Source organism: Erwinia rhapontici, assembly GCF_012271765.1.
Classification (GTDB): domain Bacteria; phylum Pseudomonadota; class Gammaproteobacteria; order Enterobacterales; family Enterobacteriaceae; genus Erwinia; species Erwinia rhapontici.
Genome location: NZ_VRKO01000001.1, coordinates 35277 through 49365 on the forward strand (window position 1 = coordinate 35277; position 14089 = coordinate 49365).

Consider the following 14089-nt stretch of genomic DNA (forward strand, 5'->3'; position numbering starts at 1 on the left):
ACCATAAATGAGGCATTGAAGCCAACTGGTAGTTGCCTTATTCACCGAAATGGGCTGACTCACGTCTGCGCCGCGGTTTACGCTACAAACTACAATTGGCAGCGTCCGGGGGGACTGCTACCATTGCAGCACTTTCTTTATTATTGTCGAAAATGACGACAAATGCGGACCTGATGAATGGCTATTTCAATTAAAACCCCGGAAGAAATCCAAAAAATGCGCGTGGCTGGCCGCCTGGCCGCCGAAGTTCTTGAAATGATTGAAGCGCACGTTAAACCGGGCGTCAGCACCGGTGAACTTGATCGCCTGTGTAACGATCATATTGTGAACCAGCAGCATGCGGTTTCTGCCAGCCTGGGCTACCACGGTTTCCCTAAATCTGTATGCATATCTGTGAATGAAGTGGTGTGCCACGGTATTCCCAGCGACGAAAAAATCCTCAAAGATGGCGATATCGTCAATATCGATGTCACCGTCATTAAAGATGAATACCACGGTGATACCTCTACCATGTTCATCGTCGGTAAACCGACCATTCAGGGCGAGCGTCTGTGCCGTGTGACTCAGGAAAGCCTGTATCTGGCTCTGCGCATGATCAAACCCGGCATTCGCCTGCGTACCCTGGGCCGCGAAATTCAGAAATTTGTTGAAGCACAGGATTTTTCTGTTGTGCGTGAATATTGTGGTCACGGTATCGGTAAGGGCTTCCACGAAGAGCCACAAGTATTGCACTACGATGCCGATGACGGCGGTGTCGTCTTGCAGGCCGGTATGGCTTTCACCGTTGAGCCAATGGTCAATGCCGGTGATTACCGCATTCGCGTCATGAAAGATGGCTGGACGGTAAAAACGAAAGATCGCAGCTTGTCCGCTCAGTACGAACACACTATTGTGGTGACAGAAAACGGCTGCGAAATTATGACGCTGCGCAAAGATGACACCATTCCGGCCATTCTGGTCGCAGAATAATGCGTAGGGGCTGACCTTATCTTCCGGTCAACCCGGGTCAAATTTAAAGCCGGCGCCAGCCGGCTTTTTTACGTGTTCAGTATGATCAGATCCACATTGGGGCGGTGAAATGAATAAAGACGTACCTGAAGCCAGCATCCTGAAAAAACTCACCAAGGCCCCGCGCCGCTGGGAAGATGCCGAACTGAACCGCGATACGCTCAGGCATCACCTGGATGTTTTCCAGCAGCATCTCGCTGCCGCTTTTGACGCCGGGCAGGATGCAGAAAGCCTGATCGACGCCCGTACCCTCTTCATCGATCGCCTTCTCCGGCGCCTGTGGCGCTTCTTCGGATTCCCGGAAAAAGACGGCATTGCACTGGTTGCGGTCGGTGGCTACGGTCGGGGTGAACTGCATCCACTATCGGATATTGATGTCCTGATCCTCAGTCGTAAACCCCTGTCCGAGGAAGATGCCCGTCGTACCAGTGAGTTGCTGACCCTGATGTGGGACCTCAAGCTGGAAGTCGGTCACAGCGTGCGAACGCTGGAAGAGTGTTTGCTCGAAGGGTTGTCCGACCTCACCGTCTCAACCAACCTGATTGAATCGCGCATGTTGACCGGCGATCTCACGTTATTTCTTGAGATGCAGAAGAACGTCTTCAGCGATGGCTTTTGGCCGTCAGACCGCTTTTTCGCAGCAAAAATTGATGAACAACAGGTACGTCATCAACGCTATCACGGCACCAGCTACAATCTGGAACCGGACATCAAGAGCAGCCCCGGTGGCCTACGCGACATTCACACGCTGTTGTGGGTGGCACGCCGTCACTTCGGCGCGACCTCACTGGATGAAATGGTCGGTTTTGGCTTTCTGACGGAAGCCGAGCGTAACGAGTTGAACGAGTGCCAGAGCTTCCTGTGGCGCATCCGTTTTGCCCTGCACCTGACACTGACGCGCTACGACAACCGCCTGCTGTTTGATCGTCAGCTCAATGTTGCCCAACGCCTGAACTATCAGGGCGAAGGGAACGAGCCGGTTGAGCGCATGATGAAGGATTTCTTCCGTGTCACACGCCGCGTTGGCGAGTTAAACCAGATGCTGTTACAGCTGTTTGATGAAGCCATTCTGGCGCTGCCAACCGACGAGAAACCCCGCCCGCTGGACGATGAATTCCAGCTACGCGGCACGCTGATTGATCTGCGTGATGATACGCTGTTTGCACGTCAGCCAGAGTCCATCATGCGTATGTTCTACACCATGGCGCGTACACCGAAAATTACCGGTATCTACTCCAATACGCTGCGCCATTTGCGTCACGCGCGCCGTAACCTGAAGCAGCCCCTGTGTACCATCCCAGAGGCCCGGGAGCTGTTCCTGTCGATACTGCGCCATCCAGGTGCAGTCAGCCGGGCACTGGTGCCTATGCACCGCCACAGTGTGCTGTGGGCTTATATGCCGCAGTGGAGCAACATCGTTGGTCAGATGCAGTTTGATCTGTTCCACGCCTATACGGTCGATGAACACACCATTCGCGTACTGCAAAAGCTGGAAAGCTTTGCCGACGAACGTACACGTCAGCAACATCCGCTGTGCGTTGAACTCTGGCCACGCCTGCCGCAGTTGGAATTACTGCTGATGGCGGCGCTGTTTCACGATATCGCCAAAGGGCGCGGCGGCGATCATTCCATTCTCGGGGCCCAGGATGCGCTGGAGTTTGCCGAGATGCACGGCCTGAACTCACGCGAGACGCAGCTGGTTGCCTGGCTTGTGCGCCATCACCTGCTGATGTCGGTCACCGCCCAGCGCCGCGATATTCAAGACCCGACGGAGATCCAGCAGTTTGCCGAGGTGATGCAGAATGAAAACCGCCTGCGTTATCTGGTGTGCCTGACCGTTGCCGATATCTGTGCCACCAATGAAACCTTATGGAACAGCTGGAAGCAGAGCCTGTTACGCGAACTGTTTTTCGCCACAGAGAAACAGCTGCGCCGTGGAATGGAAAACAGCCCGGACCTGCGCGAACGCGTGCGCCATCATCGGCTTCAGGCGCTGGCCTTACTGCGCATGGATAATATCGACGAAGAAGCGTTGCACAGCATCTGGGGCCGCTGCCGCGCCGACTATTTCCTGCGGCACACGCCAAACCAGCTCGCGTGGCATGCGCGTCATCTGATGAATCACGATCTCAACCAGCCCCTGATCCTCGTTAGCCCGCAGGCGACACGCGGCGGTACCGAGATCTTTATCTGGAGCCCGGACCGCCCGTACCTGTTTGCCACTGTAGCCGGTGAGCTGGATCGTCGTAATCTAAGCGTCCATGATGCCCAGATCTTCACCAGCCGCGACGGCATGGCAATGGACACCTTTATCGTGCTGGAGCCGGATGGAAGCCCGCTGGCGACTGACCGCCATGAGATGACACGCCAGGCGCTGGAACAGGCGATCTGCCAGACCAGCTGGCAGCCTCCGCGCACGCGCCGTCAGTCAGCTCGTTTGAAGCATTTTAATGTCGATACCGCGGTCAACTTCTTACCCACACACACTGACAGGCGAACTTATCTGGAATTAGTCGCGCTGGATCAGCCGGGATTGCTGGCGCGCGTTGGCGAAGTTTTTGCTGACCTGAACGTGTCGCTGCACGGTGCGCGCATCAGTACCATCGGTGAACGCGTCGAGGATTTGTTTATTCTCGCCAATAGCGAGCGCCGGGCATTGGATGCCGATTTGCGCCAACGGCTGCAACAACGGTTGACAGAGGCCCTTGTTCCAAACGATAAAGTGTGACCCAGATTTACTTTTCATCCCTAAAGAGTGACACAGGCGTCATTGTCGCAGGCAGTTTGAGCGCAGACAGCGCAGCGTACTGAAGTACGTGAGGATGGCGAGCACTGCCTGCGCTCAAAATGGCAAGTAAAATAGCCTGTTACACCGAACTCACTGAAATTGAGAGATCTAATATGCAACAGTTACAGAGTGTTATTGAAGCGGCCTTCGAACGCCGTGCGGACATTACCCCAGCAAACGCTGACGCCGCAACCCGCGAAGCCGTCAACCAGGTTATCGCCCAGCTGGATAGCGGTGCCCTGCGCGTCTCTGAGAAAATCGACGGCGAATGGGTTACGCATCAGTGGTTGAAGAAAGCGGTCCTGCTCTCTTTCCGCATCAATGACAATCAGGTAATTGATGGCGCAGAAAGCCGTTATTACGACAAAGTTCCGATGAAATTCGCTGACTACGACGAAGCACGCTTCAAAAAAGAAGGCTTCCGCGTTGTTCCACCAGCGGCAGTACGCCAGGGCGCATTCATCGCACGTAACACCGTGCTGATGCCTTCTTACGTTAACATCGGCGCTTACGTTGACGAAGGCACGATGGTTGATACCTGGGTCACCGTAGGTTCCTGCGCGCAGATCGGTAAAAACGTTCACCTGTCTGGCGGCGTTGGCATTGGTGGCGTACTGGAGCCATTGCAGGCCAATCCAACCATCATTGAAGACAACTGCTTCATCGGTGCGCGTTCAGAAATCGTTGAAGGCGTGATCGTAGAAGAAGGTTCCGTGATTTCAATGGGCGTTTATATCGGCCAGAGCACCAAGATCTTCGACCGCGAAACCGGGGAAGTGCATTACGGCCGTGTCCCTGCGGGTTCCGTTGTCGTTTCAGGCAACCTGCCATCGAAAGACGGGACTTACAGCCTGTACTGCGCCGTTATCGTGAAAAAAGTCGATGCGAAAACGCTGAGCAAAACCGGCATCAACGAACTGCTGCGCACTATCGATTGATCCTCCTGCGGGCCACACCAGTGGTCCGCACCTTACTGTAAAGTAAGTTTTACACTCCTGCCCTGAACTACCTCTTTCACGTCACGAAACAAGTGGTGCTATTGTGCACAATCTGCGCCATAATCCGCGCCAGAAAATACTGTATTTAAATTAAACGATCCTTTTCCGTTTCTCGGATAGCGACTACTCTGATCGCATCTGGATCGATAGTCTCTTAAAGGAAAATACCATGTACGACAATCTCAAGGGTTTGGGCATCGCGACGCCGGAAGATATCGACCGTTACAGCCTGCGTCAGGAAGCCAACAATGACATCCTGAAAATCTATTTCCGTAAAGATAAAGGCGAGTTCTTTGCCAAAAGCGTGAAATTTAAATATCCGCGCCAGCGCAAAACCGTGGTAGCTGACAATGCCAGCCAGGGTTACAAAGAAGTTCAGGAAATCAGCCCGAACCTGCGCTATGTGATTGATGAACTTGACCAGATTTGCCAACGTGACCAGGTAGAAGTTGATCTGAAGCGCAAAATTCTTGATGACCTGCGTCATCTGGAGAGCGTGGTCTCCAACAAGATTGCTGAAATTGAATCAGACCTGGATAAACTGACCCGCGGCGGTCGTTAATTCCTTTTCTGACATAAAAAGGGGTGACCAGAATACTGGTCACCCCTTTTTTTTGTCCGGTGCCGCTCTTATTTTCGAACGGCACTTTTCAGCATAACTTACTGCATCAGCAAATAAATACTGGCATCGCCACGCTGGATATTCAGCGCCAGCACTGACGGTTTGGTATCCAGGATTTTGCGCAATTCGCCCAGATTCGCGACCGGCTGTTGGTTAACGCCTAAAATCACATCATCTTTCTTCAGGCCAACGCGCGCTGCCGCAGAACCCGCTTTAACGCTGTCCACTTTCACACCCTTAACGCCTTTCGCATCAAAGTTGCTCAGGTCAGCCCCTTCGATACCGTTATAGATAGTGCCAGAATCGACTTTCGCTGCGGCGCTTTGTTGCAACGCCACGTTCACTTTCATTGGCTTGCCATCCCGGATCAGGCCCAGTTCCATTTTGGTGCCAACCGGCAACGACCCCACTTCCGCACGCAACGCAGAGAAACTGGAGATCGGCTTGTTGTTGATCGACACAATCACGTCACCGGCTTTAATGCCCGCCTGCGCCGCTGAAGACTTCGGCAATACCTGACTGACGAACGCACCGCGCTGGGCATCAACTTTCATCGCCTTCGCGAGTTCGGAGTTCAGTTCGGTGCCCATGATCCCCAGCTCACCGCGTTTCACCTGACCGAATTCAACCATCTGTGACGTCAGGTTTTTCACCATATTACTTGGGATGGCGAAGCCAATACCGATGTTGCCGCCGTCTGGCGCGAGGATCGCCGTGTTAATCCCAATCAGCTCACCATTCAGGTTCACCAGCGCCCCCCCGGAATTACCCCGGTTAATCGCGGCATCAGTCTGGATAAAGTTTTCGTAGTTTTCCAGGTTCAGACCACTGCGGCCAAGGGCAGAGACAATACCGGAGGTAACCGTTTCCCCCAGACCATACGGGTTACCAATCGCTACCGTGTAATCGCCCACGCGCAGATTATCGGAGTCAGCAAGCTTAATCGCGGTCAGGTTTTTCGCCTCTTTCAACTGGATCAGCGCAATATCAGAACGCGGATCTTTACCAATCACTTTTGCATCGTATTTACGACCATCGCTCAATTGAACCTGAATTTTTGTCGCATTGTCGACCACGTGGTTGTTGGTTACGACGTAGCCTTTAGCTGCATCAATCACCACACCGGAACCCAGTGCGCGGAATTTCTGCTGCTGGCTGTCAGCGCCGCCGTTGCCCTTCCCTTCCGGGCCACCTTCCTGACACATCGGCGATCCCTGGAATGGAGAACCGTCCTGACAGAATGGGGAATTATCGCCAAAGAACTGCTGGAACTGCTGAGGCATGCGCGGCGTACGTACCGTCGTGCTGCCCTCAACATTAATGCTGACAACCGAAGGCATCACTGTTTCCAGCATAGGAGCCAGACTGGGTAATGGCTGGCTTGAAGAGGAAGAGGCCGTTTCAGCAGCACTCGCCGCTAAAGGGTTTAACGCCAGCCCAAGGCTCAGAGCCAATGCGCTCAATACTAACGTGGTTTTTTTCATTCGTCGGATTCTCAAGTGATTCTGTGGGATAACCATTGCTGTGGTTGTGAAGGTGAGATTAATTTTTTATCCCTAAGTTCATATTTAACCACTAAGAAAAAGTAAAAAAATATTGTTCTTCTTTACAAATCATCACGACTGATGGATTTATTCCACGGCCATTAACCGTCGATACTCATCCCAGGCATACAAATCTGTCATCCCGCTAATGTAGTCCTGCAATAAACGAACGCGATAATAGTATTCCCATATATTCTCTTCGTCGGGATTTTTATCCAGAGACTCCACCGCTTCGCTGTAAGCAAGACGAAAACGCGTCGAAAGCTTATGGAACAGGCGTGTTTCAATCGGATAACCTTTTAAATAATCCTTTTCCGTCAATTCGCTGAACTCTTCGCGCGTCAACAGCAACAGTGGCTGGTAAATATCCAGCAAGCCGCTGATCACCCGATACCCTTGCAACTCTAACTGTTCCACTTCAGGATGGTTAAACACATGACGAAAAGCGACTTTTTTGAAAATATCTAATAGCTGACTATGCGGGCTACCATCTTCCAGCAGCGCCTCATTAAACTCGCCGTGGTACACCGCAGGCAAATGCTCGATAAAACGGCTGGCCGCATGGGGCACCAGTTCTGCCACCGTATTCACACGTAAATACATAAAGAACTGGTCTTCACTGCTGCGATTTGTGCGGCGACTGCGTGATTTATCTAACGCGCTGGTCACCACGGTGGCAAACAGATCGCCTGCCTGATGGTCAGGCCAGAGTTGGAATAAATAATGATACAGTTGTTCAACAGTAAAGATATTTTTTTCTACGGCATCTTCTAAATCGGCTACGCAGTAAGAGATATCGTCAGCAGCTTCCATAATATAAGTCAGCGGAAAACGGCAATGCGGCTGAAGATCTAATTGCTCACGCAGTCGCGCGATATATTCCTCTTCTGCCAGGTAGTATCCCGGTTTCTTCATTAAATAATCATGGCTGGCGGGAATGGCTCCGCTATGCCAGGCAGGACGCGTGTATTTTAAAATACAGCCGACCTGCGCCCAGGTCAGGTTCATCTTCATCAGCGTATGCACCGTGCGGATTGCCTGCGCGTTGCCTTCAAAATGAGACAGGTCCTGACGGACTTTAGCCCGCAGCGCATTCAAGCCATCATCCTGATGGCGTAATACCTCGGGTACACAGCGATCTTCCCGTCCGCTCTCCGGCTGCCAGCTTGTATCAAACTGCTGACGGAACCAGTCATTGATCGCTGCCTCACCAAAGTGACCAAACGGCGGATTGCCAATATCGTGCATCAGGCAAGCCATCTCGACGATACTCTCAAATGGCCCGGTCAACTGCGCCAGCCCCAAAGAGACTAAACGGTCAGCTTCCTGCAAGCGTGTCAGTACTTCTTTTGCGATATAGCGCCCCACCTGCTGCACTTCCAGCGAATGCGTCAGCCGGGTGCGAACGGCGGCATTACGCTCAAGCGGGAAGACCTGGGTTTTCTGCTGCAGTCGGCGGATAGCTGCTGAATTAATAATACGACCACGATCGCTTTCAAATATGCGCAGGATTTCATGTTCATCCTTCGGTCCCTGATAGGGGCGATAGCGCCGCTGCCAGTTGATTTTTATGCGAAAATCGATCCCAGTCATACCTTATTCCCTCTGATAAATGGCGCAGTCATTCTCGCAGTATACCCAAAATAATTCGAGTCCCCTCATGGGGCCTACTTTTGATGCAGCCAACGCCTGTGCAGCTTGAAGTATGACGGGTATAGCGATGATGTTTGTCATGATAAACTATGCGCCGCAATGAATAATACATTCCACAACTTCAGAGAGTATCCCTATGAAAGCAGGCATTATTGGCGCAATGGAACAGGAAGTGACGCTGCTGCGTGACAAAATTGAAAACCGTCAGACCCTCACCCTGGCGGGCTGTGAAATTTACACCGGTACACTGAATGGCGTTGAAGTTGCTCTGCTGAAGTCGGGCATCGGTAAAGTGTCTGCGGCGCTGGGCACCACCCTGCTGCTGCAACTGTGCAAACCCGATGTGGTCATCAATACCGGTTCAGCTGGCGGCCTGGCCCCTACGCTGAAAGTGGGTGATATTGTGGTGTCTGATGAAGTGCGTTATCACGACGCCGATGTGACGGCCTTTGGCTATGAACCTGGCCAGATGGCGGGCTGTCCGGCGGCGTTCAAGGCGGATGATAAGCTGATTGCCGCTGCCGAACAGTGCATTGGCGAACTGAACCTCAACGCAGTCCGTGGTCTGGTGGTGAGCGGCGATGCCTTTATCAATGGCGCAGCGCCGCTGTCACGTATTCGCAGCACCTTCCCGCAGGCCATTGCGGTTGAGATGGAAGCGACCGCGATTGGCCACGTTTGCCATCAATTCGGCACACCGTTTGTCGTGGTCCGTGCTATCTCCGATGTAGCCGATCAAGAATCACACCTCAGCTTTGATGAATTCCTGGTGGTGGCAGCACAGCAATCATCACTGATGGTGGAAACCCTGCTGACCCATCTGTCTCGTGGCTAAACGCCTTGTTTGCCTGCTGCTGTGGCTGGCCTGCGCCGCCACAGCTCAGGCCGCCCCCCGCGTGGTCACGCTGGCACCCAATATTACCGAACTGGCCTTTGCTGCCGGAATTACTCCGGTGGGCGTCAGCGCTTATTCCGATTACCCTGCCGCCGCACAGCACATCGAACAGGTCGCTAACTGGCAGGGGATCAACAGCGAAAAGCTACTCAGGCTGAAGCCGGATGTCGTGGTTGCCTGGAAAGGCGGCACGCCGCAACGCCAGGTCGATCAGCTTCAGGCGTTGGGCATCAGGGTGGTCTGGCTGGCACCGGATTCTATCGATCAGTTGATTGCCAGCCTGCGTCAGCTTGCCGCCTGGAGCCCGCAACCGCAACAGGCAGAGCAGGCGGCTGCCACGCTGCAACAGCAGTTTGCTAACCTGCGCCAACGCTATCAGCACTCACCCAGGCAGCGCGTCTTTCTTCAGTTTGGCCTCAAACCGCTGTTTACCGCATCGGGCAATACCTTACAGGATGAAGTTCTGCGCTTATGTGGCGGAGAGAACATCTTTGCCGATGCCCGCGTGCCCTGGCCACAGGTGAGCCGCGAGCAGGTATTGTTACGCCATCCCGCCGCTGTCGTCATCCCCGGCGATCATACTCATGCACAGCAGATTGTGCAGTTCTGGCAACCCCAGCTCACACTCCCGGTCATCGCCATCAATGATGACTGGATAAGCCGAGCCGGACCGCGTATGATTCTGGCCGCACAAAAATTGTGCAGTGAATTACACACCATCGGCACGTCAAAACCGCAATAATCGCCGCCAAAGGTGAGTAAAGTTCTGACAAAAATTGCCGTTAACCAAAGATAACGGGCGACTTTACGCTCGTTTTTTATTCAGGGCTTTTTGCTCTGATTTTGACCAGGAAATTGCAACATGAAAACCGTTTATCTGGCCCTCGGGCTGATGATGACGGGTCACGCCTTTGCCGCTTCGATTACCGGCAGCATTGGCGTGAAATTAACCATCTACTCACAGTGCAGCGTAGAGAGTCGCAGCTTGTCTGCTGTCAATTTACCCGGTGTTGTGTGTGGAGCTCAGCCTGATGCGCAGCCAAAAGTGACGCAAAGCGTTATATCACGTAATGCGGATACGCGGCAGGAAGCAAGGTTAGTGACCGTCGAATGGTAAGTTCTTACTAAACAGTATCTGTTTACCCAGAATAATTGGCGGTGCAGCAAGGCGGAAAGTGCTTGAATCCCCGGGAGCTTACATCAGTAAGTGACCGGGGTGAGGGTTCGCAGCCAACACAGCAGCGGCGTCAAGTATGAAGGGTAAATCAGATACTGAAGGACGATCCGCAGCCACAGGTGGTCTTGGCATTCGGGTTGGTCACAATAAAGCGCGACCCTTCCAGCCCTTCGGTATAATCCACTGCGCCACCCACCAGATATTGCAGACTCATCGGGTCAACAACCAACGCCACGCCCGCTTTCTCAATGGTCATATCACCATCGTTAATCTTATCGTCAAAGGTAAAACCGTACTGGAAGCCGCTGCAACCGCCGCCGGTGATGTAGACGCGCAGTTTCAGATCCGGATTGTTTTCATCGGAAATCAGGTTTTTGACTTTACTGGCCGCTGCTTCAGTAAATTGCAGGGGCAGTGCTACATCGTCGCTCATAGGTAACTCCAGTATACATACGTACAGGCCGGGTGCCTGACAGGTCACAAATCGACCATAATTGTTGTTATTATCTTACACACTGGTATAGCAATCAAGCTCAGGCTGTACCACCCTGTGCGGTAGCATTAGCCGTTTCCTGCTGCTGTTGTTTCGCCAGAGTGCGGGTAAGCAGTGACGAATACAAGGGTTGCCCCCCAAGAAACTGGGCTAATAGCGTCGCGCCAAGGCAGGTAATAATCATCGGTAAAATCAGCTGATAGTTATCCGTCATCTCCAGTACCAGTATAATACCGGTCAGTGGCGCACGTACCGAGGCGGCAAACAGCGCGCCCATCCCGGCAATGGCAAAGGTGCCGGCCTGCAAGTGATACTCCGGGAGCCAGCTTGAGGCGCACAGGCCAAATGCCGTTCCCAGCAGCGTGCCGAGTGCCAGCATCGGGGCAAAAATCCCGCCGGGTGCGCCGGAACAGAAGCACAGTAAAGTGGTAATCAGTCGAACAATAAACAGAAACAGCAACATGCCGATAGAAAAGTTTCCCGCCGCCGCCAGTGGGATCAGGCTGGCTCCCCCTCCGGCCGCCGCGGGCAGAAACACCCCCAATACGCCGCACGCCCCTCCCAGCACAGCCCCCACCAACAGTATTTTACCTAAACGTCCGCCGTGGAAACGCTGGAACAGATCCTGGATGCGGAAAATCAGCTGATTGAACAGCACCCCCACCACGCCAAACACCATACCGAGCAGCAGATAGAGCCACAGAGTATTGACAGGGGCATCGGTCAGGCGGCCTATCTCGATCACCGCATGTTCACCGTTAAAAATCCGAAACACCACGCTCGACATAATCACGCCAACGAACACGGCTTTAATGGAAATCAGACTGTAGCGAAATTGCAGACGCATCTCTTCAATAATAAACAGGATCCCGGCAAGAGGGGCATTAAAGGCAGCCGACAGACCCGCCGCCGCGCCCGTTGCCAGCAGCGTGTGCCGCGCCTCAGTGCTTCTCATCCTGAAAATATCCAGCATCATGCGGCCAATATTGCCACCCAACTGAACCGTTGGTCCTTCACGTCCCAGCACCATCCCCGCTCCCAGCGTGCCCATCCCGCCGATAAACTTCACTGGGATCACCCGCCACCAGCGCACCGGCCGCAGTTCCTCCAGGGCACCTTCAATCTCCGGAATCCCCGACCCCGCCGCCTCTGGTGCAAAGCGGCGCACCAGGTAATAGCCGATAGTGGCCAATAGCGCGGAGACCAGAAATGCGCACAGCACCATCACCCCAGGATGGCTTTCCAACGTGGCAAGCCAACGGGTGCGCTGGTGAATAATCTCGTTGACGGCCAGCTCGAAACCCACGCCCACCAGGCCAGTCAGTGTGCCAACAATTCCCGCCATCACCAGCACCGCCAGCGGCGTTTTATCGCGGCGTAACAACATCCGCAGGAAATCACCGCGCCGGGCAGGCACAACATTCAGTTCGTTGGTAGAAAGTGATTGTTGATTCATGAGCCATTCATAACATTGTCAATCCATGTCAGCATTTTACGTATTCTCACGCTGAATGCCCGCATTTAAGGCTCTCTAATCGTGTCGCAGATGCGAGTAGCCTTTCGCTACCCCATGATGTTCACTTAGAATAGAGGGGTTTTTAAATGAATGATCAGGAGCGGTTCCATGAGTAAGTCTGAAAACCTGTACGCCCAGGCGCAGCAGTTAATTCCCGGTGGCGTAAATTCACCGGTGCGGGCCTTTAACGGCGTGGGCGGCGTGCCGCTGTTTATCGAACGTGCTGACGGTGCCCTGCTGTACGATGTCGATGGTAAAGCCTATATAGACTATGTCGGTTCATGGGGCCCAATGGTGCTGGGTCACAACCATCCCGCCATCCGTCATGCCGTTATCGACGCTGCCGAACGCGGCCTGAGCTTCGGCGCGCCGACGGAGATGGAAGTCAAAATGGCCGAACTGGTCACCCAACTGGTACCGACCATGGATACCGTTCGCATGGTCAACTCCGGTACAGAAGCCACCATGAGTGCCATTCGTCTGGCACGCGGTTTCACCCACCGTGACAAAATTATTAAGTTTGAAGGCTGCTACCATGGCCACGCTGACTGCCTGCTGGTGAAAGCGGGCTCTGGCGCACTGACGCTGGGCCAGCCGAACTCACCGGGCGTGCCCGCTGACTTTGCCAAACATACCCTGACCTGCACCTTCAACGATCTCACCAGCGTACGCGCCGCCTTTGAGCAGTACCCGGAAGAGATCGCCTGCATCATCGTTGAACCGGTCGCGGGCAATATGAACTGCATTCCACCGCAGCCGGACTTCCTTCCGGGCCTGCGTGAACTGTGCGACGAATTTGGCGCGCTGCTGATTATCGACGAAGTGATGACCGGTTTCCGCGTTGCGCTGGCAGGTGCACAGGCCCATTACGGTGTGAAACCGGATCTGACCTGCCTGGGTAAAATCATCGGTGGCGGTATGCCAGTGGGCGCCTTTGGTGGTCGTCGCGAAGTGATGGATGCGCTGGCACCGACCGGCCCGGTATACCAGGCGGGTACGCTGTCCGGTAACCCGATCGCGATGGCAGCGGGCTTTGCCTGTCTGACGGAAGTCTCCCGCCCGGGCACGCATGAGACGCTGACCCGTCTGACCACCCAACTGGCCGATGGCCTGCTCGCTGCGGCAAAAGCCGAAAATATCCCGCTGGTGATCAACCATGTCGGCGGGATGTTTGGGATTTTCTTCACGGATGCAGACAGCGTGACCTGCTATGCGGATGTGACGAAGTGCGATGTTGAGCGTTTCAAGCGTTTCTTCCATCTGATGCTGGAAGAAGGTGTGTATCTGGCACCGTCCGCCTTTGAAGCAGGCTTTATGTCGCTGGCGCACAGCCCGGATGATATTCAGCACACCATCGATGCGGCACGCCGTAGTTTCGCGAAGCTGTAACATCCA

General features: G+C 53.9%; 12 protein-coding genes. 8 read left to right on the forward strand and 4 right to left on the reverse strand.

All coding sequences use genetic code 11. The features are described from left to right. Positions 1 to 177 precede the first annotated feature (177 nt). The 4 genes from map to FVB43_RS00190 all read left to right on the forward strand — a co-directional run bounded on the left by map (position 178) and on the right by FVB43_RS00190 (position 5356). Positions 178 to 969, forward strand: a complete 792-nt coding sequence (gene map, locus FVB43_RS00175; RefSeq protein WP_133842199.1) for a type I methionyl aminopeptidase — start codon at positions 178 to 180, stop codon at positions 967 to 969. Between the two features lie 109 nt (positions 970 to 1078). Then, a complete protein-coding gene (gene glnD, locus FVB43_RS00180) occupies positions 1079 to 3736 on the forward strand; it encodes a bifunctional uridylyltransferase/uridylyl-removing protein GlnD (protein ID WP_133842200.1) in 2658 nt (885 codons plus the stop codon). A 173-nt stretch (positions 3737 to 3909) separates the two neighbouring features. Continuing rightward, a complete protein-coding gene (gene dapD, locus FVB43_RS00185; RefSeq protein WP_133842201.1) occupies positions 3910 to 4734 on the forward strand; it encodes a 2,3,4,5-tetrahydropyridine-2,6-dicarboxylate N-succinyltransferase in 825 nt (274 codons plus the stop codon). Between the two features lie 229 nt (positions 4735 to 4963). After that, positions 4964 to 5356 (forward strand): DUF3461 family protein, encoded by a 393-nt coding sequence (locus FVB43_RS00190; protein WP_133842202.1) that lies wholly within the window; start codon positions 4964 to 4966, stop codon positions 5354 to 5356. 98 nt (positions 5357 to 5454) lie between these two features. Here the strand turns inward: FVB43_RS00190 and degP are convergent, their stop codons facing one another. Together degP and dgt are read right to left on the reverse strand one after the other, a co-directional pair. Next, positions 5455 to 6900: a serine endoprotease DegP gene (gene degP / locus FVB43_RS00195; RefSeq protein WP_133842203.1), complete on the reverse strand. Its 1446-nt coding sequence runs from the start codon at positions 6898 to 6900 to the stop codon at positions 5455 to 5457. 147 nt (positions 6901 to 7047) lie between these two features. Continuing rightward, a complete protein-coding gene (gene dgt, locus FVB43_RS00200; RefSeq protein WP_159336920.1) occupies positions 7048 to 8553 on the reverse strand; it encodes a dGTPase in 1506 nt (501 codons plus the stop codon). A gap of 196 nt (positions 8554 to 8749) precedes the next feature. Here dgt and mtnN point away from each other — a divergent pair, with 196 nt between their 5' ends. From mtnN to FVB43_RS00215, 3 genes are all read left to right on the forward strand, one after another. Beyond that, positions 8750 to 9448, forward strand: coding sequence for a 5'-methylthioadenosine/S-adenosylhomocysteine nucleosidase (gene mtnN / locus FVB43_RS00205; RefSeq protein ID WP_133842205.1), 699 nt, complete (start codon positions 8750 to 8752; stop codon positions 9446 to 9448). After that, positions 9441 to 10250, forward strand: a complete 810-nt coding sequence (btuF, locus tag FVB43_RS00210) for a vitamin B12 ABC transporter substrate-binding protein BtuF (protein WP_133842206.1) — start codon at positions 9441 to 9443, stop codon at positions 10248 to 10250. The genes mtnN and btuF overlap by 8 nt, the downstream gene beginning before the upstream one ends. A 120-nt stretch (positions 10251 to 10370) precedes the next feature. Then, on the forward strand, positions 10371 to 10625 hold the full coding sequence (locus tag FVB43_RS00215) for a hypothetical protein (RefSeq protein WP_133842207.1): 255 nt from the start codon (positions 10371 to 10373) through the stop codon (positions 10623 to 10625). A 148-nt stretch (positions 10626 to 10773) separates the two neighbouring features. On the opposite strand, the gene erpA is transcribed toward FVB43_RS00215, so the two are convergent. Continuing rightward, the gene (gene erpA, locus FVB43_RS00220) at positions 10774 to 11118 is read right to left on the reverse strand and encodes an iron-sulfur cluster insertion protein ErpA (RefSeq protein WP_133842208.1); all 345 of its coding nucleotides are present in this window, start codon (positions 11116 to 11118) and stop codon (positions 10774 to 10776) included. 100 nt (positions 11119 to 11218) lie between these two features. Then, the gene (clcA, locus tag FVB43_RS00225) at positions 11219 to 12634 is read right to left on the reverse strand and encodes a H(+)/Cl(-) exchange transporter ClcA (protein WP_167863201.1); all 1416 of its coding nucleotides are present in this window, start codon (positions 12632 to 12634) and stop codon (positions 11219 to 11221) included. Between the two features lie 168 nt (positions 12635 to 12802). Here clcA and hemL point away from each other — a divergent pair, with 168 nt between their 5' ends. Beyond that, on the forward strand, positions 12803 to 14083 hold the full coding sequence (hemL, locus tag FVB43_RS00230; RefSeq protein WP_133842210.1) for a glutamate-1-semialdehyde 2,1-aminomutase: 1281 nt from the start codon (positions 12803 to 12805) through the stop codon (positions 14081 to 14083). Positions 14084 to 14089: the final 6 nt, after the last annotated feature.